The organism is Acidobacteriota bacterium (genome assembly GCA_039030395.1).
Classification (GTDB): domain Bacteria; phylum Acidobacteriota; class Thermoanaerobaculia; order Multivoradales; family JBCCEF01; genus JBCCEF01.
On record JBCCEF010000002.1, the window covers coordinates 224747 to 243263 of the forward strand.

Annotated in this window: 14 protein-coding genes; 8 read left to right on the forward strand and 6 right to left on the reverse strand. The window is 66.7% G+C overall.

The genetic code is table 11. The features are described 5' to 3' along the window. Nucleotides 1-10 precede the first annotated feature (10 nt). Nucleotides 11-826, reverse strand: coding sequence for an AAA family ATPase (locus AAF481_03275; GenBank protein MEM7480174.1), 816 nt, complete (start codon nt 824-826; stop codon nt 11-13). Nucleotides 827-960: 134 nt separating this feature from the next. On the opposite strand from AAF481_03275, the gene AAF481_03280 reads away from it, so the two are divergent. Both AAF481_03280 and AAF481_03285 read left to right on the forward strand, forming a co-directional pair. Continuing rightward, nucleotides 961-1554 (forward strand): helix-turn-helix domain-containing protein, encoded by a 594-nt coding sequence (locus AAF481_03280; GenBank protein MEM7480175.1) that lies wholly within the window; start codon nt 961-963, stop codon nt 1552-1554. Between the two features lie 8 nt (nt 1555-1562). Beyond that, a complete protein-coding gene (locus AAF481_03285) occupies nt 1563-2420 on the forward strand; it encodes an SRPBCC domain-containing protein (protein ID MEM7480176.1) in 858 nt (285 codons plus the stop codon). 11 nt (nt 2421-2431) lie between these two features. On the opposite strand, the gene AAF481_03290 is transcribed toward AAF481_03285, so the two are convergent. Further along, complete coding sequence (locus AAF481_03290; GenBank protein MEM7480177.1) at nt 2432-3838, reverse strand: tetratricopeptide repeat protein; 1407 nt, start codon at nt 3836-3838, stop codon at nt 2432-2434. 178 nt (nt 3839-4016) lie between these two features. Then, nucleotides 4017-6572, reverse strand: coding sequence for a SpoIIE family protein phosphatase (locus AAF481_03295; protein ID MEM7480178.1), 2556 nt, complete (start codon nt 6570-6572; stop codon nt 4017-4019). 83 nt (nt 6573-6655) lie between these two features. Between AAF481_03295 and AAF481_03300 the strand changes: the two genes are divergently transcribed. The 5 genes from AAF481_03300 (at nt 6656) to lpxC (ending at nt 12826) form a co-directional block, all read left to right on the forward strand. Beyond that, entirely contained in the window at nt 6656-7420 is a 765-nt protein-coding gene (locus AAF481_03300) for a hypothetical protein (protein MEM7480179.1), read from the forward strand. Between the two features lie 59 nt (nt 7421-7479). Continuing rightward, nucleotides 7480-9231 (forward strand): PilZ domain-containing protein, encoded by a 1752-nt coding sequence (locus AAF481_03305; protein ID MEM7480180.1) that lies wholly within the window; start codon nt 7480-7482, stop codon nt 9229-9231. Further along, on the forward strand, nt 9231-10265 hold the full coding sequence (locus AAF481_03310) for an N-acetylmuramoyl-L-alanine amidase (GenBank protein ID MEM7480181.1): 1035 nt from the start codon (nt 9231-9233) through the stop codon (nt 10263-10265). Before AAF481_03305 ends, AAF481_03310 begins: the two co-directional genes overlap by 1 nt. Further along, nucleotides 10265-11299 carry a rod shape-determining protein gene (locus tag AAF481_03315; protein MEM7480182.1) on the forward strand — a complete coding sequence of 345 codons (1035 nt, stop codon included), beginning with the start codon at nt 10265-10267 and terminating at the stop codon, nt 11297-11299. Before AAF481_03310 ends, AAF481_03315 begins: the two co-directional genes overlap by 1 nt. Before the next feature lie 240 nt (nt 11300-11539). Beyond that, complete coding sequence (gene lpxC, locus AAF481_03320; GenBank protein MEM7480183.1) at nt 11540-12826, forward strand: UDP-3-O-acyl-N-acetylglucosamine deacetylase; 1287 nt, start codon at nt 11540-11542, stop codon at nt 12824-12826. Between the two features lie 204 nt (nt 12827-13030). Here lpxC and AAF481_03325 read toward each other — a convergent pair whose 3' ends face one another. From AAF481_03325 to AAF481_03335, 3 genes are read right to left on the reverse strand one after another with little or no spacing between them, the layout of a single operon-like run. Beyond that, nucleotides 13031-14926 carry an alkaline phosphatase family protein gene (locus AAF481_03325; GenBank protein ID MEM7480184.1) on the reverse strand — a complete coding sequence of 632 codons (1896 nt, stop codon included), beginning with the start codon at nt 14924-14926 and terminating at the stop codon, nt 13031-13033. A 58-nt stretch (nt 14927-14984) separates the two neighbouring features. Beyond that, a complete protein-coding gene (locus AAF481_03330; protein ID MEM7480185.1) occupies nt 14985-15233 on the reverse strand; it encodes a ferredoxin in 249 nt (82 codons plus the stop codon). Then, nucleotides 15230-16825: a S1 RNA-binding domain-containing protein gene (locus tag AAF481_03335; protein ID MEM7480186.1), complete on the reverse strand. Its 1596-nt coding sequence runs from the start codon at nt 16823-16825 to the stop codon at nt 15230-15232. The genes AAF481_03330 and AAF481_03335 overlap by 4 nt, the downstream gene beginning before the upstream one ends. A gap of 329 nt (nt 16826-17154) precedes the next feature. On the opposite strand from AAF481_03335, the gene gdhA reads away from it, so the two are divergent. Beyond that, nucleotides 17155-18516, forward strand: a complete 1362-nt coding sequence (gene gdhA / locus AAF481_03340) for an NADP-specific glutamate dehydrogenase (protein MEM7480187.1) — start codon at nt 17155-17157, stop codon at nt 18514-18516. Nucleotide 18517 lies beyond the last annotated feature (1 nt).

Sequence of the window (18517 nt, forward strand, 5' to 3'; positions counted from 1 at the left end):
GCAGCGTTTCCTATGCCGAGGCGGTGAGGCGGTGGAGGGATTTGCAGCGCAGCAAGAACTCTTCCGCCAGCAGACTGTGGGATTCGGCGCCGGTCGCCCGCGGGTCGTACTGGAAGATGGTTTGGGCGTGTTCCGGCGCTTCCGCCAGGCGGGTATTGATGCGCACTTCGACGCCGAACACCAGCCGACCGTACTCCTCCCGCAGCAGCGCCACGTTTTGCCGGGTGGCGTTGGTCCGGTAGTCCACCATCGCCAGCAGAATGCCCAGCGCCACCAGCCGCCGGTTGAAGTTCGAACGCACCCGTTCCGCCGTCTTGAGCAGGCTTTCCACTCCCTCGATCGCCAAGAAGTGCGGTACCACCGGCGCCACGAAGCCGTCCGCCGCCGTCAAGGCGTTGATCGGCAACAGGGTGAGGGAAGGAGGGCAGTCGAGGATGATCTCGTCGTAGTGCGGCCGCAGCGGCTCCAGCACCTTGCCGAGGCGGAACTCCCGCTCTCGCGAACCCCCCAGCTCGACATCCGCCGACACCAGATCGACGGAGGCGGTGATGAGGTTCAGGTTCGGCACTGAAGTGTGCCGGATGGCGTCTCCCGCCGGCAGGTTGGAGAACAGGACATCGCTGATCGACGGCGCGAGATTCGAGCGGGTCACTCCCAGGGAACGTGAGGCGGAAGCCTGGCTGTCGAGGTCCACCAGCAGCACCCGCCGCCCCAGCGCCGCCAGGGCGGCGGCGAGATTCACCGAGGTGGTGGTCTTGCCGACACCGCCCTTCTTGCTGATCACGGCGATGATCACGCCCGGGGTCTGCCTCGTTCGGATGCTCATGGGAGTATCCCGAGCATACCGCGAGTGGGGGCTGGGTGGTGACCTTCGCGGCGACGACACCGGGCTGCCAGCTCTCGGAATAGGGATCCTGCGGCACTATTGACAATAAAAATTGTCAAGGGTAATGTACCCGCATGCTGGACATCGAGGTCATCGAGGAACCCACGCCCGCGGTGGTGGCGTTGGACCCGATCCGCAGTCGGTTGCTGTCCGAATTGCGGCAACCGGCCTCGGCCGCGATGCTGGCCGGGCGGATGGGCCTGGCGCGGCAGAAGGTGAACTATCACCTGCGCAAGCTGGAAGGGCACGGACTGGTGAGGGTGGCCAGCCAGAAGCAGTGGGGTGGCCTGACGGAGCGGCGGTTGGTGGCGTCGGCGTCGGCGTACGTGGTGTCGCCGGGCGCGATGGGACCGGTGGCGGCGGATCCCGAGTGCGAGATGGACCGGCTTTCGGCGAGCTATCTCATCGCCCTGGCGGCGCGCGCCGTGCGGGAGGCGGGGGATCTCCTGCGCCGCGCCCGGGAAGCCGGAAAGTTCCTCGCGACGATGTCCGTGGACACGGTGATCCGCTTCCGGTCGGCCGCCGACCGGGCCGCCTTTAGCCAGGAATTGACCGCCGAGGTCCGCCGCCTGGTCGCGAAGTACCACGACGAGTCCGCGCCCGGTGGGCGCTCGCACCGGCTGGTGCTGCTGGCCCATCCATTGCCGAAAGCGAAATCTGACAGATAGGAGCCCTCATGGCGGTGAAGAAAGACAAGGACGGCCGACGTTCGGTCGAAGCGAAGGTCGAAGTTCCCGGGTCACCCGAAGAGGTATGGCAGGCGATCGCCACGGGCAGGGGCATTTCGTCATGGTTCGTTCCCAGCCAGGTGGAGGAACGGGTGGGAGGGACGGCCGTGACGACCTTCGGCCCGGGCATGGACTCGGTAGCGAAGATTAGCGAATGGACTCCGCCCCGGAGCTTTGCCGCCGAAACCGAGGAGGAACCCGGCACGGTGGCGACGGAATGGCATGTAGAGGCACGCGAGGGCGGAACCTGCGTGGTGCGGGTCGTCCACCGGTGGTTCGCCGATTCGGACGACTGGGACGGGCAGTTTGAAGGGCACGTTTTCGGTTGGGAGGCGTCTTACTTCCGCTTCCTGCGTCTCTACCTGAAGCATTTTTCCGGCCAGCGATGTTCTCCGCTCCAGCTCAGCGCTATCACCGGCCGGTCCGCGCCGGAAGCCTTGCGCGCCCTCAGGGGGGCCCTAAACATCGAAGGACCGGGGCGCTTCCAGTCCAGTGCAGGAACGCCTGACCTCGGCGGGGTGGTGGAACGGGTGGAGATCACGGATCCGGAACTCTTGCGAATCCGTGAGCGGTCGCCGCACATCGTCGCGGCCCGGGAGGCGATGGAAGGGGAGAATCCGGAGCTGTTTCTACGGCTCGACCGGCCGGCTCCGGGGCTCGCCCATGGCATGGTCATGGCCATGGGTGAGCAGACCCTGGTTTCGATCCGCATCCACTTCTACGGCGAAGCCGGCGCCAAGGTCGCGCCGATGGCCGAGGGCGAGTGGAGCGAGTGGTTCAGCGAGCGATTCCCGGCTCCGGAGTGAGGTCGCACAGCTCACCCCGCCGGGTACTCCTTCCAGCGATTGGTGAGAGCGGGATTGACCGCTCGGGCGCGCTCCAGAACGGTTTGGGCGGCTCGGCGGTCGCCGGCTTCTTCGAGGGCTTGCCAGAGTTCGATTTCGACCGCCAGGCGTTGGTTGGCTGCCGGTACGTTCCAAAAGAGGAGTTCTTCGGGTAGGGGCGCGAGGAGTTCGGCGGCCTTACCCGGCTCGCCATCGTGGCGTAGGCGGATCGCGTCCAGCAGGGTGGGCAGAACCCGGTGCGAGACTCGGACTTCGGCCTCGCCATCCTTCGGGCCGTAGCGCTCGTGGACGCGCTGTTCGATTTCGTCGGCCCTGTCCTCTCTTCCGGTCGCCAGGGAAGCCCGGAAGTAGGCGATCGGCATTCTCTCTTCGACTCCCTGACATCGCTCCCCGGCGGCCAGGGTCCAGAGGCCTTCCCAGTTGCCTTCAGACCGTAGCGCCTCCGCGTCGACGTAGCAGACCGGGTCGATGGTGTGCATTTGGCTGCAGGTGTCCCGCTGCGGTTGCCGCGCCAGTACTTGCCGAGCACCCTCCCAGTCGCCGGCGAGTACATGGACCTCTTTCAGGTGGCCCCAGGAGGGGCAGAAGTCGGCTTTGGCGGCGAGGGCCTTTTCGAGGTGCTCTTCGGCCTCCTGCCAGCGGCCGGTGACCATCATCAGTTCGCCGAGGGAGTCGTGGGGATTGGCCTGGTCCGGCGCCAGGTAGCGGTAGAGGGCGAACTGCTCTTCAGCCTCGGCGAAGCGCCCCTGGGCCATCGCCAGGTAGCCGAGGAGGTTTTGCGCCACCACCCAGTTGGGATCCTCGGCGATCAGGTGTCGGAAGCACTCTTCCGCCCGCTGCCATTGACCCTGTAGCCACAGCTGGTCGCACTGGATCTCGAGCAGGAAGGTGTCGTTCGGGAAGCGTTCGAGGTATTCGGAAACGACCTTTCGGGTCTCGTCGGGCCGGTCGTCGTGCATCGCCAGATGGTGCTCGACCAGCGCCCGTTCCCGCTCCGTCGCCTGGCTGAGGTCCGCCGCCGCGATCTGCTGATGGAGTTCGCCGGCCCGCTCCGGCTGATGATGTCGCAGGTACATCCACAGGGCGAGCTTGGCGGCGATGAAGTCGGGATCGAGCTCCACCGCCCGCTGGAAGTGCTCCTGGGCTTCCATGGCATAGAGCTTCATGCGCGCTTGGAGGCCCAGTTCGAAGGCTTCCTGGGCTTCTGGCGAGGACGACGACCAGGACGGCTCCGGGGCCCGGCCGAGGACCACCCAGGCGCCGGCGGCGCACACCGCCAGCGCGGCGAGGGCGAGGGCGATCCGCCAGCCGCTGTGCGGGGTATTTGCCAGTTCCGCTTGATCGCCGCGGGTCCCTTCCTGTGGCTCGTCGATCGTCATGATCTGGTTTCCTCGGGCCCTAGCAGGATGCTGAAAAACTTCGTTAGGACGTTCAGCACCCTGCGACCGAGCCCACAGGCTCGGCGGCGCCAGAGGCGCCATAGACGGGGTGAGGGGGCGCCCAGCCCCCTCGAAAAGTAAGCTAGCAGGGCAGCTGAAACCATGGTCGAAGGCCTTTTCAGCAACCTGGTAGCCGTTCGATGGCGAGCACCGTCACGTCGTCGTAGGGGTCTTGCCCCTGGCTGAACTCGGTGAGGGCCGCCAGCACCGCGTCGACCAGTTCCTGCGCCGTTCCGTTGCTGGCCTCGAGCACTTGCGCCAGGCGGTCGACACCGAAAAACTCGCCGTCCGGTGACTGGGCCTCGGACACGCCATCGGAATATACGAACAGGATGTCGCCGGGTTGCATGGCGATTTCCATCGCCCGATAGCCCTGTACCCGTAGTGCTCCCAGCGGTAGGCGATGGGACGGCAAGGGAATACCGTCGACCCGGCCGGCGGCGTCGCGCATCAGGGGCTGCGGCTGACCGGCGAGCAGGTAACGCAGGCCTCGATCCTCCGGCGTCGGCGTGAGGTAGCCGAGGGCGACGAAGCTGCGCTGGGCGACTTCGTACAGCCGCCCGTTGGCGAGGTCGAAGAGCTCATCGGCGCCACCGCTGGCGAGGGCCAGCGAATGGAGCACCTCTTTGGCGGCCATCATCATCAGAGCGCCGGCCACCGATTTGCCAGAGACATCGCCGTAGATCACCGCCCGGCGGTCCTTCGACGCTCCCGGGATCACGGCGTAGAAGTCGCCGCCGACATGGCGCGCCGGATGGCAGGCGGCGGCCACCCGCCAGGCGGCGGAGAGTTCCACCCGCGCCGGCAGCAGCGACCGCTGGATCTCGGCAGCGATCTCGAGCTCCCGCTCGAGTTCCGCCTGGCGTGCCCGCTCGTCGAGCAGAACCTTGGTTTCCAAGGCGATAGCCGCCTGGCTGAAAAGGCCCCGCAACAGCACGAAGTCCTCTTCTTCAAGGGGGGTCTGTCCGGTCAGGCCGGAGAGCAGCACCATTCCCACCCGCCGCCGCGAGGTAGCCAGCGCGCCCACCGCTTCCACCCCCGCTTCGGTCAGGCGATTGAGCAGCCGGCTGGTGTCGTCGTCGAAGGTGCGGGTGAGGTTGAGGGCGTCGAGGCGAGCCACTACCCGGTGCCGCAAATTGCCGTAGAGAGGTGCCGGTAGGGGAAAGCGGTCCGGCAGTTCCGGCGGGCCGTCGGCGCGCACCAGCTCGGTGCCGTCGTACAGATAGAGGGCCGAGAACTTGAGCCCCAGGAGCCCCGGCAGGCGGCGGACCAGGTCGTAGACCACCTTGGCCGGGTCGACCCGGTCGGCGTAGGCACTGCCCATTTCCACCAGGGTGCGCTGCAGCCGGCCGCGGCCGGCGAAGAAGAACCGGTCCACCGGCACCTGGACGCTGCGCCGCAGGGGTTCGAAGAGCAGCACGATGGTGAGGGCGAAGACGAACGGGAAATAGGGTGAGGCGGCCAGTTCGGTGCCCCGGAACACGGTGTTGAAGGAGGCGATGCCGAGGGCGTAGAGGCCGGTGACGAGAGCGGTGGTCAGGGTGTAGAGCAGGCTCTTGCGCAGGATCACCCGCACGTTCATCAACCGGAAACGGATGATGGCGTAAGCGAAGGTCAGGGGAATCAGCGCCAGGGGCACCAGGCCCCAGGTTAGAAAGCGTTCGGTCTGGAAGAAACTCGGTACCACCACGGCGGTGACCAGGAAGGGCGCCAGACCGGCGACCGAGCCGAACAGCACCCAACCGGCGCCGCTGCGCTCGCGGCGCGACGGCAGGCGGGAAGCGTTGACGGCCAGGATCGCCAGGCCCGCCGGCAGAAAAATCGCCATCAGCCACCAGCTCGCCGTCGGCGCGCCGCTGATCAGGGGGGGCGCCTGGCCCGCCGGCCGCGGCCAGGCGAGGGCCGCCGCGAAGGTCAGCACGGGTAGCAAGTAGAGGCCGGCGAGAATCTGGGTCCGTCGCCGGAGGCTACCGAGGCGGGCAATGCGCTCGCCCCACCGGCCGTCCCAGATCGGGCGGGGAAAGATCAAGAAGAAATGTAGAAAACTCGCCGGCAGCAAGACCAGGGCGGCGGTGCCGGTCTGCAGCACCAGGCTGTCGATGCGCGAGTACGAAGCCGGCCGCAGGCGGCACACCAGCACCAGCAGGAACAGCGTGCAGAGAAGAAAGAAGACCTGGCTGACGCGGATCTCCGGCTGCTGGCGCAGCACCAGCAGTCCGATGCCGAAGAAACCGAAACCGAGCAGGCAGGCGTAGAGGTAGCCGGTGGTGCCGATCTGCCGTCGTCCCAGTTCGACTTCCAGCTCGAAGGGCAACTGGCCGGGCCGTTTGACGAAGTAGGACACCTGCTCCCCGATCTCGAAGCGGTGGAGGGTGGCCGCCGCCTGTTCCGGGGAGTCGAGGAGGGAGTTGTCCATGCCGGCGATCTCGTCCCCGGGGCGAATGCCCGCCCGGGCGGCGCCGGAGTCCGGCTCGAGGGCCAGCACCCGGATCGTGCCGCGCACGTCGCGGTCGAGAATCACCCCGTCGTAGGGCCGCGGCAGGTACATGTCGAGAATCGACAGGCCGGCGAGCACGAAGGCGACCAGGCCGAGGACGTACAGGGCTCGAATGGTCAGACGCTGGGACATGGAATTCGCTAGGGTGGAGTGTTGGGTGTTGTGGGTCGGCAACACGCCCGTTCCGCTCCGAATCTACCAGCAGCGGGTGGCGCAACAGCGCTTCGCGCACGATTTTGGCGGCGCTACAATCCGCAGCTATGGAGAACGATCCATCGCCGCCGGCTTCCGCTCCTCGGGGGCTGCGCTCCGCCACCTTCTACAGCGTCCTCGCTTCCCTCTGTCCATGGATCCCCCTGCCGTGGATCGACGATTGGGCCCTGCGGGTGGTCCGCCGAAGCCAGGCGAAGGACTGTCTGCGCGCCGTCGACGCGCCGGTCAACGACCTGAAACTACGGGCCGCTACGGGCACCGAAGGCGAATCCGGCTCCGGTTGCTGGCGGACCCTGCTGCTGTGGCCGGTCTTTCGGCTGATCGGCTATTTGATCCGCAAACTGTTCCGAAAGTTTCTCTTCATTCTCACCATCCACGACAGCACCCATCGCGGCGCGGAAGTGCTGTGCGAGGGTTTGCTGCTGCGACGCGCCGCGGTGCGCGGCGCTCTCAACGGGGGAGTCGGTGGCGACACGGGGGTGGAGGAGGCGCGGCGCGTGCGGAGCGCCATCGAGGCCACCCTGGAAGAGGTCGACCCCCTGCCGCTGCGCCGTTCCGTGCGGGGCGCGCTGTCCGGCAGCGGCCGCCTGCTGCGGCGGGGTGCGCGGCTGCTGCGCCGGTCTTTCCGCCGGGGCGACGAGGATCCGGATCTCCCGATCGCCGAGGAGGAGGCGCTGTTGCGTCCGGTGGTCGATCGAGTGGAGGCCGCCGTCGATGGTCAGTTGCCCTATCTCCGGGCGATGGAGGCGCGGTTCGACGAGATCCTCGACGCGACGGCTGGGGGCCCGGCCGGCGGGGGCAATGGTGTATGATTCTGAATTCGAATCCGGTAAGCCTCCGAACTCGCGAAAAGTACACAGGATAAAGAACTTTGGTCGGCCGATTCCCCCCCAGAATCTTCAGGCGCGTACCCTTCGAAGGGCCGGTCACCATGCGCTTCGAGGACGGCACCGAGATCCAGGGTCGTTCGATGAACGTCTCCCTGGGTGGAATGTTTATCGCCACCGAAGCGCTGCGCCCGGTGGGATCCTCCTTCGCGGTGGAATTTCGCCTGACCGAGGGCGGGCGATTGATCCAGGGCCAGGGCCGGGTGCTGTGGAGCCGCGAAGAACCCGAGGGCGAGGAGTATCCGCGCGGCGTCGGAGTACGTTTTCTGGAGTTGACTCCGGGCAGCCGCGAGCTGATCTTCGAAGTGGTCGATCGCCACGTTCGCGACACGGATCCGGCCGATGTGGACTCGGCTTCGGACCGCCAACGGGCCGCCGCGGCGCCGGCGGTGGGTTCGCTCTCCCTCGAGGAGATGCCCGAAGAAGCCCTCGACGAGGTGCATCCGGCGACCCTCGACGCGGCGATCGAAGAGGCGGTGGATCGCGAGATGGTGGGTCCATCGGCGAGCCCTCCCGAGGAGGATCCAGCGGAGGGGCTGGCACGGGTGGTGGGCGACGAGAAACCCGTGACCCCGGCGGATTTCGCCCGGCCTTTCGGCAGCGAAGCCGTAGAGAGCGCCGGCGTGGAAACGGCGGCCTGGGCCTCCCCGGCGAATTTCGATGCCGGCGAGCAGGAGCCGGAAGCCGAGGAGAACCCTGCGGAAGAACCTCCCGCGGCGCCCTTTGCTTTTGACGATGCTCCCCCCAAACCGCTGGCCCGCTCTCCGGAAACGCCGGCCGCCTTCGAGGATTCTCCAAACACCGCCCGGAGCGGAGTCGATTCCGAACCGGAGAGGGACGAGCTGGGATCGGACGATGTGCTGAGCGCCGTCGCACCGCAGGCTGCGGGATCGGAGCCCGTAGAGGCCCCATCCGAGGCGGTGGAATCATGGCAGGGCTGGGACGAAAGCGAGCGCTATCGCAAGCCTTCCGCCCGGCCCTGGTACCGCTCGCCTTGGTTGCCCGGAGCGCTGGTGGTGGCGCTCGCCTTGCTGGCCGCCGGTTGGTGGTTCGGGCTGCGGGAATCCGGCGAAACCGAGAGTCCCGCGATGGTGCAACCGGCAGCTTCCGACGCCACCGGTCCAGCCGGTGGCGACGCGGATACGGCGAACGTCGCCGGTGGCGATGCCGGTACCGGTGACGCCGGAACCCTTGATGCCAGTAACGTTGACGCCGGTGTGGCGGACGGCGAGACGGATGAGGCGCCGATCGAGAATGTTGCCGAGGGCACGGCCGATCCCGAGTTTCCGGATCCCGCGGCTCCGGCCCCAGGAGAGGCGGTCCAGGCCGATTCCGCGGTGGACGCCGTTCCTGCGACAACGGAGATTGCCGCAGAGCCGAGCGTTCCCTCCGAGCCGGCCCGGATGGTGACCGGCATCACCTGGCAGCGTCAAGGTCCCGAAACGGTCATCGTGGTGCAGGGGGACGGTGTCCTCGCTGAAGGGGCGGTGCTTCAGTCCCGCCTGGGTGGCGCCAACCCGCGGCAGTTGATTCGCCTCATCGGCATCGAGGGCCCCTTCGCCGACGGCACCGTGGAGGTGGGCTCGGCGGAGGTCGCCCGCATCCGCACCGGACACCATGCCGAGAAGAACCCGGACGAGCTGCACGTGGTGGTGGATCTCGTCGATCCGGCGGTCGAGCTGGCGGCGGTCGAGCCCCTGGGTGATCGTCTACGCCTTCGCTTCCGGAAGCCCTGATGGCCCGGGCGGAGCGGATCAAGCGCCGGGTTGTCGCCGAACTGGTCACTCAGAATCTCGATCTGATCCGCGGGCGATTGCCCTGGCAGGTTCGCCGTAGCCGCCGCTGGCTGCACGCCGCGCTGCGATTTGCCAGCTCTTTCCTGGTACCGGTGGGCCTGATCGTGCCCTCCTTCTTCGCCCTGTCGGGCACTGCGCCGATCTCTCCGCCGCCACCGGTGGCGACCGCCGTCCGCACTGCGCCGGCCGAAATCATGGAGTCACCGCCGGCGCCGCAAGAGCTGGCCGCGGAAACTTCGATCTCCGTGCCGCAGCCGGTCGATTCCTCGGTCTTTCCCCTCGCCGTTCGGCGGGTGGTGCTCGATCCCGGCCATGGCGGCCGCAGCGGCGGTACCCGCACGCCGAGCGGCTTGAACGAGAAGGAGATCACCCTCGACATCGCCCGGCGCCTACGCCGGATGCTCGAAGAGGCTTCCTTCGAGGTGGTGATGACCCGGGAGGCGGATGTGGACGTGTCGCTCCAGGAGCGCACTCGCCTGGCGAACGATGCCGACGGCGACGTGTTCGTTTCCATCCACGTCAACTGGATCGCCAACCGATCCGTGCGCGGCGTGGAAACCTACTACCTCGGCGCCACCGAGGACCCCTTCCTCACCCAGCTCGCTGCCGCCGAGAACCGCGAGTCGGGCTACTCGATGACCGACATGCGCGATCTGCTCGAGGGGATCTTCGTCGGGGTGCGGATCCAGGAGTCGCGGGCTCTGGCGCAATCGATCCAGAGCGGTTTGCTGCGCTCGATGCGCGAGGTCAATCCCGCGGCGGAGGACCGCGGGGTCAAGAGCGCGCCCTTTATCGTGCTGATGAACACCGAGATGCCGGCGGTGCTGGCCGAGGTGTCCTGTCTTTCCAATGAACAGGAGGCGGATCTGCTGGCCAAGCCCCTGTATCGTGAGTTTCTTGCCCAAGCCGTCTTCTCGGGCATCCGCGCCTATGCGGAGGACCTGGAGAATCCGGATTTGAGGAGGATGAGCTGATGAGTCAGAAAGCCGACAATGTGTTGCGAGTGGGAATCGATCTAGGAACCTCTCGCAGTTCCGTTTCCGCCTCCAACGGGCAGCGCCATGTGGTCGAGAGTTACGTCGGTTGGCCGGCGGACATGGTGGCGCGCAAGGTGCTCAAGAAAGACGTCCTGATCGGCCGCGACGCCCTCGACAACCGCTCCATGCTGGATCTCTTCCGGCCCCTCGAAGAAGGCCTCATCCGCGAAGGCTCGAGCCGTGATGCGGAGGCCGTCAAGGAGTTGCTGCGCCATCTGGTCGGACTGGCCAAGGGGGAAGGGTCCAATGGCAAGGCAAAGGTGCGGGCGGTGGTCGGCGTGCCGGCGGAGGCCCTGCGGGTCAACAAGCAGCACCTTCGCCAGTCGATGGGCGACCTGGTGGACGGCCTGATGATCGTCTCCGAGCCCTTCGCCGTGGCCTACGGTCTGGAGGCGCTGCTGCACAGCATGATCATCGATATCGGCGCCGGGACGGCCGACTTCTGCGTGATGAGGGGCCGCTTGCCGACGGAGGAGGACCAGCGCACCTTGACCACCGCCGGCGACTGGCTCGACGAGCAGTTGATGACCCAGATCCGGGAGCGCCATCCGGAGGCGACCTTCTCGATCCACATGGTGCGCGGCTGGAAGGAGCGCCACAGCTTCGTGGGGCCGGCGCCGGAACCGGTGGTGGTGACCGTGCCGGTCGCCGGCAAGCCGACGGAGATCGACATCACCGATGCGATGCAGGCGGCCTGCGAGGCGCTGATGCCGCCGGTGATCGAGACGATGGTGGATCTGCTCACCCGGGTCGAGCCGGAGTACCAGGAGCGGGTGCGCCGCAACATCATCCTGGCCGGCGGCACCTCGCTGATCCGCGGCTTCGATCAGCGCATCGAGCGAGAGCTGGCGGAGATCGGCGGCGGCACCGTGAAGGTGGTCAAGGATCCCCTGTACATCGGTTCCGACGGTGGCCTCGCCATTGCCATGGACGCTCCCGACCCCGACTGGGATCGGTTGTCAGGAGGCTGAGGACTTTGGCTGATCTTCTTCTCAGCCCCCTGACAACTGCCTATTTCAGGGGGGCTGGAGGCGCCCCCCTCGCCGCAGGGAACCTGCGGCTCACCCCCGTCCTCGGCGGGTCTTTGGACCCGCCGCCGAGCCCTCTCGGGCCCGGGCTCGGGCTTCGGATAGATTGTCCGTTAGCCGAGTGGACGCTATAGACGTCTATTTCCGAGGCTCTCGCTGTCGAGCCTTCAGAGGAATTTTTGGATGAGCCATCTGGTCCTGATCGTCGACGACGAGCCGGGCATTCGCACCGCCCTGTCGGCCATTCTCGAGGACGAGGGATACGACACTGTCACCACCGATAGCGGCAGCAAGGCTCTGGAGCTGTACCAGGGGCGGCGGCCGGATGTGGTGTTCCTGGACATCTGGCTACCGGACCGCGACGGCCTGGAGACCCTCGAAGCGCTGCGCCAGGGGGATCCATCGGCGGCGGTGGTGATGATGTCCGGTCACGGCACCGCCTCGACGGCGGTCAAGGCGATCAAGATGGGGGCGGTCGACTATCTCGAGAAGCCTCTGTCCTACGCCCAGGCGGTGGAGGCGGTAGAAGGAGCGCTGGCAACGCGCACCGTTTCGGCGGCGACCGGCCCCCTCGAACAGCACGCCCGCCGGGTGGAGCAGGAGCGCTCCTTCGAGCCGGCCCCGGCGCTGCCGGCGCTGGTCGAGTCGGACCGGCCGCAGCGCACGGTCCGCGAGGCGAAGGTGATCTACGGTCTCGGTCTACATTCCGGTAGCCGCACCGGCATGGCGATTCAGCCGCTGCCGGCGGACAGCGGGATTCATTTCGTGACCCTCCCCTCGGGACGGCCCATTCCCGGTCACGTCGGTTTGGTGGCCGATACGGACTACGCCACCACTCTTTCGCGCGGCGGCGACAGTATTCGTACCGTCGAGCATCTGCTGTCGGCGCTCCACGCCTACGGGGTGACGAATCTGCTGATCAAGGTGCACGGTGAAATCCCGGTGCTCGACGGCTCGGCCCTGGAATTTTGCCAAACTCTCGAAGAGATCGGGGTGGTGGATCAACCGGCGATGCGCCAGGAAATGGTGATCGATCGGCGGTACGAGGTGGGTGGTGACGGCGAGAAGTGCCTGGTGATCGAACCGTTCGACGGGTTTGCGGTGTCGTATCTGCTGCGCTATCCGCCGCCTTTGGGGGAGCAGTACTTTGAGTTCGAGTTGAATGATGTGGAAGCCTATAAGCGGGAGATCGCTCCGGCTCGGACATTCGGGTTCATGCGGGACATGAAGATGATGAATGAGCTTGGGCTAGGCTCCGGGGGGCGGTTGGACAATTTCATCCTGGTGGGGGAGGACGAGGTACTGAATACGGCTTTGCGTTTTCCGGATGAATTTGTTCGGCACAAGATTCTCGACGTCATCGGGGACCTCTACCTGCTCGGCTATCCCATCCGCGGCAAGGTCACCGCACGACTGACCGGGCATCGGGACAACATCGCTCTACTGCGCGAGATTCAGAAATCCGCCTGAGCTTTGGTGGTTGGGGCCGGCCCTCCCCCGACGGACCTCCTCCTCAGCTTCCGAATAGGGGTGGTCGCTGGTCTTCCATTCCAAGCGATCACCCCCCGACGAACTTCCTTCACTGGCCTCGAATAGGGAACGTTCTTTCTTCGCCTCTGGCCGTGTGTGGGCGGCTCGCTAGGCGCCTGGGGTGGGGTTTGCGCTGAGCGGTGGCTACTGGATGTAGCCGAGGCTTCTCAGGGTGTCTCTCAGTTCGTCGTCCATGGGGCTGGGTACGGGGGTTGGGTCGTTGGGTCGGGTGCCGGTTTCCCAGGTGGCGATTCTGGGAGGGATCGGGTGGGCGGTTCGGTAGGTGGCGGAGAGGGCGTTTAGGTAGGCCTGGGTCTGGGTGCCGGGCATGTCCTCCGGTTGGGGAAGGGCCAGTAGGTGGAGAATCATGGGGGCGAGGTCGTAGATGGAGAGGTCCTCGACCTGCCGGCCCGGCTCGAAGGCCGGTCCGCGGGCGAAGAACATGCCGGCCGGGGCCCAGGTGTGGTGGTTGCGGTCGAAGTCCCAGCCGTGGTCGGAGATCACCAGCAGGTTGACGTCGCTCCCAAGGAGCGCTGCGAGGCGCTCGATCAATTCGCCGAGGCGCTGGTCCGTCAGGCGGTAGGAGGCGTCGAGGGCGTTTCGGAAGGGCGAGGCCGGGTTGTTGCGGTCGGCGGCGAAGAAGTGGCTGAAGGGGTCGACCGGGTAGAAGGAGGCGGCGGTGAAGCGCGGTTCGAAGCGCTCGATCAGGGCGGGCAGAACGTCGACCGCCGGGTCGATCAAGTGGCCGATGGCCGCCAGCCGGCGCGGGTCCTTGTCGCCGAGCGCCGCACTCTCCTCGACGGAACCCAGGTAGGGAATCAGATCCGAGGGCTCGAGAGCCCGGCGCCGGAGACGGCGGGCGCGGGCGATCTCCTTCGACAGCTCCGGCGGGTGGCTGGCACGTTCCGCCAGTTCGTCGCCGATTTGTTGGCGGAATTCTCCGGCGAGCTGTACCCAGCCGAGGCCTCCGGCGACGTTGAAACCCCGTACCGGTTCCGCCGGCCAAGTGATCAGCCACTGGTAGGCCCCCACCGGATAGACGTCGTCCACCATGTTCCACAGAGCCTTCACCCGGCGCATGTTGCTGCTGTAGGGAATCTGTAGCGGCGGCAGGCCGGGCAGCTTCTCGAGCAGCGGGAAGAGGTGGAAGTTGAGGCCCGTGTGCAGGGGAAATTCGTTGATCGGGGCGGACAAGCCCGGCAGCCGGAAGCTGACGAAGCTTTGGATGCCGTGCTCCTCCGGCGCCTTGCCGGTGATGATGGTGGTCCAGACGACCGCCGACAGGGTCGGCTCGAGGGTTGTGAGGGGGCCCCAGGTGCTCTCGTCCAGCAGGCGGGCGAAGGTGGGCAGCTCGCCCGCCGCCGCCAGCGGCAGGATGACGTCGTCGAGGTCCGCGCCGTCGACCAGCAACAGCACCACCGGAGCCGGTAGTGGCGTTTCGACGGCGGCACTCGGCGCGACTGGAACTTCGCTGGGCCGAAGGATCTTCGCTGTTTCGGGCGGCGACAGGACCAGCCGGGCGAGGTTCGGCGCCAGCAGGATCCATCCCATGAGGACGATGCCGGCGGCCAGGGCGAAACCGAGATGCCGGCGCCGGGTGAACCAGCGGTCGGCGGCCACGCCGATGAACGCGGTGACCCCGAATGCCGCTCCCGCCACCAGCGACCGGCGGAGCCACGACGGACTGAACAGTGTGTCGCTCAGGAAGGAGCCCGCCAGGCCGACGTCCGGCAGGAGTAATACGTAGAGCAACGGTAGCGCTGTCAAGACCCCCGCCGCCGCCGGGGTGAGGTTCGGCAGGCGCGGGAAGGGACGCCGCAGGAGATCGATGAGGAGCACGGCGGCGCAGCCACCGGCCGCGCCGGCGATGGCGCCGGCGACGGTGAACATCGCCGCCAGCAGGAGGGCCTGCGCGGGCTCTTGAAGAATGTGTGAGTTGAGCCGCAGGGTGAGGGTGGCCACCAGGAAGGCGGCGCATCCCATGCCGGCGGCGCCGCGCCCCGGAAGGGTTTTCCACGAGGGGACCTGCGCGGCGGGCATAGCAGAGCTACGGTGAGGGCGGCGAGATGGTTAGTCTGAGGGAAGCTGGCCTGCCGCGTCAGGGAACGAGTCGCTTCTCACCGTCATAGGCGGCAAGGGCGCTCGTTGGGCAGACCTGGCAGGATTCGAGCACTCTTGCGCGATCCGTCTCCACATCCTCGGCGCCACCTTCAACGAAACGCACCGCTTGCCGGCTGTCCAGCTCGAATAGTTCCGGTGCGATGGTGATGCAGCTTTGCGAACCGATGCACAGATCGCCGTCGATCACCACCCGCAGGCCGGCGACCTCGCGCTCCACCTCGCTCACCGCTTGTTTTTTAGCTTGGCGAAGGCCGCTTCCATGGCACTCATGCCGGTGGCTTCGGCTTCCTTCTGCTGCTTGACGTAGGCCTGGTAGTCGTTGCGCGAGCCCTCGACGGCGGAGCCTTCCTTGGCGAGGGAGATGCGCTTGCGGCGGCGATCGATGGACACCACCTGCACCTTGACCTTCTGGCCCGGGGGGTACACGCGGCCGGGGTTGGAATGCTTCGGCAGGCCCATCTCCGAGGCCGGCAGCAGGCCGGTCAGGCCCGGAGCCAGGTTGATGAACACGCCGAAGGGCGCCAGGCTCTCGACAGTGCCCTCCACCGCCTCACCCTCCGGGAACTGCTCCGTGGCGTCCTGCCAGGGATCGTTCTTCGGGATCTCGCGCAGCGATAGGGAAATGCGCTGGCGCTTCGGCTCGACCTCCTGCACCCAGCCTTTGACCTCTTTGCCGACTTCGAGGGATTCGTCGTTCATCTCGACCCCGTGGGGCAGGCGGGAGAGGTGAACCAGGCCGTCGACGTCCGCCTCGAGCTCGACGAACAGGCCGAAGTCGGTCTTGCGGACCACCTTGCCGGTGAACTCGCTGCCGCGCGGGAAGCGCTCTGCCACGCCGTCCCAGGGATTGGGCTCGAGCGCTTTCATGGACAGCGAGATGCGCTTGCCGCCCTGCTCGACCTTGAGGACCTTGACCTCCACGTCCTTGCCGACCTGCACCGCCTCCCGGGCGTGACCGACCCGGCTGCGGGAGATCTCGGAAACGTGCACCAGGCCTTCGACCCCGCCCAGATCGACGAAGGCGCCGAAGTCCGTGACGGAGGACACGGTGCCCTTGAGCACCGCGCCGGGCTCGAGCTTCTTCAACGTTTCGGCGGCCTTGGCGGCGCGCTCCTCGCGCGCCAACTCGGCCCGCGACAGCACCACCCGTCGGCCGCGCTTCTGGACCTTGATCACCCGGAAGGTCAGCTCTTTGTCCAGGTAGGTCGCCGGATCCTTCGGCCTTCCCGGTTCCATTTCGGAGTTGGGGCAGAAGGCCGTGAACCCTTCCAGGGCGATGTGGAAGCCGCCCCGGTTCCAGCCGATGACCCGGCCGGTGACCGGCGTCTTGTTGTCCTTCGCCTCGCGCAGAGCCGCCACTTCCGGCGTGTCCTCGACCTCTTCTTCGGCGGCGGCTTCCTCACCTTCGACAGCCGCCGCTGCTTCCTTCGCAGCGCCTTTCTTCTCCTCGCCCTGCTTCTCCTCACCGGCCTCGCCGTCGGCGGCTGTGGGCTCTTCCTGCTCAGCGTCGGCGGCAGAGGCTTCGCTTCCGGCTGCAGCTTCGGCATGCACCGTGGCTTCGGCCTCGGCCGCCACGGCAGATTCCTCTTCGGCCCCGTCGGCGGCCGGCGCCTCGTCCTTGGCCTCGGCTTCGTCGGCAGCAGCCTCCGGTGGAGCGGCATCCGCCTCGGCGGCGACCGCTGCCGGATCGGACGCTTGCGCCCCCTCAGAGGTGGCGGCATCGTCCAGAGCGGCTTCGGCGAGAGGATCGCCGTGCGGCTCGCCGGACGGAGTCGGGTTCTCGGAAGGGGCCTCGGAATCGGTGAGCTTGTCGGACATGCGGGTACTCCAGATGGCTCGGTGCGGGGTAATCGTTGCGAGGTGGGCGCACCCCTCACGGGCGCGAGCCGGGAGCATACCGCACCCGCCGGAGAATCGAAAGGGCCGGCTCCCTGGCGCGGAGCCGCCGATCGCGGCCGGGCGGGAAGGTCCGTAAATACCGGCATATCCCGCCGCGGAAGGGCAAATTCTCCCGATTCGCCGGCGAATCTCCCAGCAAGCCGGCCGGATGGATAGAATCGCCGGGAGGGCAGATGGACAGTGCCCTGGAGTCCTTCGAGGAATGCATCGGGCTCAATGCCCGATATCACTTGGGAGAGCGAACGCCGATGGCGAATCAAGCCCACGAGTTCATGGAATATGTCGAACGCCGGAGCCCTGGCGAGGAGGAGTTTCACCAGGCGGTGGAGGAGGTCGTCGCATCCATCCTGCCGGTACTGGAACGGCACCCGCAGATGCGCAAGGACAAGCTGGTGGAGCGCTTGGTGGAGCCCGAGCGCACCGTTCTCTTCCGGGTACCCTGGATGGACGATCAGGGGGAGATCCAGGTCAACCGCGGCTACCGGGTGGAGTTCAACAGTGCCCTCGGTCCATATAAGGGCGGCCTGCGGTTTCACCCTTCCGTCAACCTGAGCATTCTCAAGTTCCTCGGTTTTGAGCAGATCTTCAAGAACGCCTTGACAAGCTGCCCCATCGGCGGTGGCAAGGGCGGCGCGGATTTCGATCCCAAGGGCCGCTCCGATCGCGAGGTGATGCGCTTCTGCCAGTCCTTCATGAGCGAATTGTTCCGCCACATCGGACCGCACACGGACGTGCCGGCCGGTGACATCGGAGTCGGCGGACGGGAGATCGGCTTCCTCTTTGGCCAGTACAAGCGGCTGGTCAACCGCTTCGATGGGGTGTTGACGGGGAAAGGGCTGTCCTGGGGTGGTTCACTCATCCGCCCCGAGGCGACGGGCTACGGGCAGGTCTACTTCGCCATCGAAATGCTCGCCAGCCGGGACCGATCGCTGGAGGGCAAGACGTGTTTGATCTCTGGCTCCGGCAACGTCGCCCAGTACGCCGCCGAGAAAGTGCTGGAACACGGCGGCAAGGTGTTGACGATGTCCGATTCGAGCGGCTTCATCGTCGACGAGGAGGGGATCGACCGGCACAAGCTGGACTTCGTGATGAAGCTCAAGAACCAGCGCCGCGGGCGGATCCGCGAGTACCTCGAGGAGTACCCTTCCGCCACCTACCAAGAGACCGACGGCAATCTGGACGCCAATCCGCTGTGGGACATTCGGGCGGATATCGCGCTGCCGGCGGCCACCCAAAACGAGATCAGCCGGCAGGACGCCGAGAATCTGGTAGCGAACGGCTGTATCTGCGTTAGCGAAGGCTCGAACATGCCTTCGACGCCGGAGGCGGTGGATGTGTTTCTCGATCGCGGCATCCTCTACGGACCGGGCAAGGCGGCAAATGCCGGCGGGGTGGCGACCTCGGCCTTCGAGATGAGCCAGAACAGCATGATGCTGCGCTGGTCGCGGCAGAAGGTCGACGAGCGCCTGCGACAGACCATGAGGGACATCCATCAGCTCTGCTACGAAACCGCTGAACAGTACGGCGAAGGGGGAAACCTGGTCGCCGGCGCCAACATCGCCGGCTTCCTGCGGGTGAGCGAAGCGATGATCGACCAAGGTCTCGTGTAGC

Excerpts from the sequence above, each read along its gene's own strand:
- AAF481_03310 (MEM7480181.1), top strand. The coding sequence starts at position 9,231 with ATGGCCCGGGCGGAGCGGATCAAGCGCCGGGTTGTCGCCGAACTGGTC.
- AAF481_03290 (MEM7480177.1), bottom strand. The coding sequence starts at position 3,838 with ATGACGATCGACGAGCCACAGGAAGGGACCCGCGGCGATCAAGCGGAA.
- AAF481_03315 (MEM7480182.1), top strand. The coding sequence starts at position 10,265 with ATGAGTCAGAAAGCCGACAATGTGTTGCGAGTGGGAATCGATCTAGGA.
- AAF481_03335 (MEM7480186.1), bottom strand. The coding sequence starts at position 16,825 with ATGTCCGACAAGCTCACCGATTCCGAGGCCCCTTCCGAGAACCCGACT.
- lpxC (MEM7480183.1), top strand. The coding sequence starts at position 11,540 with ATGAGCCATCTGGTCCTGATCGTCGACGACGAGCCGGGCATTCGCACC.
- AAF481_03285 (MEM7480176.1), top strand. The coding sequence starts at position 1,563 with ATGGCGGTGAAGAAAGACAAGGACGGCCGACGTTCGGTCGAAGCGAAG.
- gdhA (MEM7480187.1), top strand. The coding sequence starts at position 17,155 with ATGGCGAATCAAGCCCACGAGTTCATGGAATATGTCGAACGCCGGAGC.
- AAF481_03280 (MEM7480175.1), top strand. The coding sequence starts at position 961 with ATGCTGGACATCGAGGTCATCGAGGAACCCACGCCCGCGGTGGTGGCG.
- AAF481_03275 (MEM7480174.1), bottom strand. The coding sequence starts at position 826 with ATGAGCATCCGAACGAGGCAGACCCCGGGCGTGATCATCGCCGTGATC.
- AAF481_03325 (MEM7480184.1), bottom strand. The coding sequence starts at position 14,926 with ATGCCCGCCGCGCAGGTCCCCTCGTGGAAAACCCTTCCGGGGCGCGGC.
- AAF481_03300 (MEM7480179.1), top strand. The coding sequence starts at position 6,656 with ATGGAGAACGATCCATCGCCGCCGGCTTCCGCTCCTCGGGGGCTGCGC.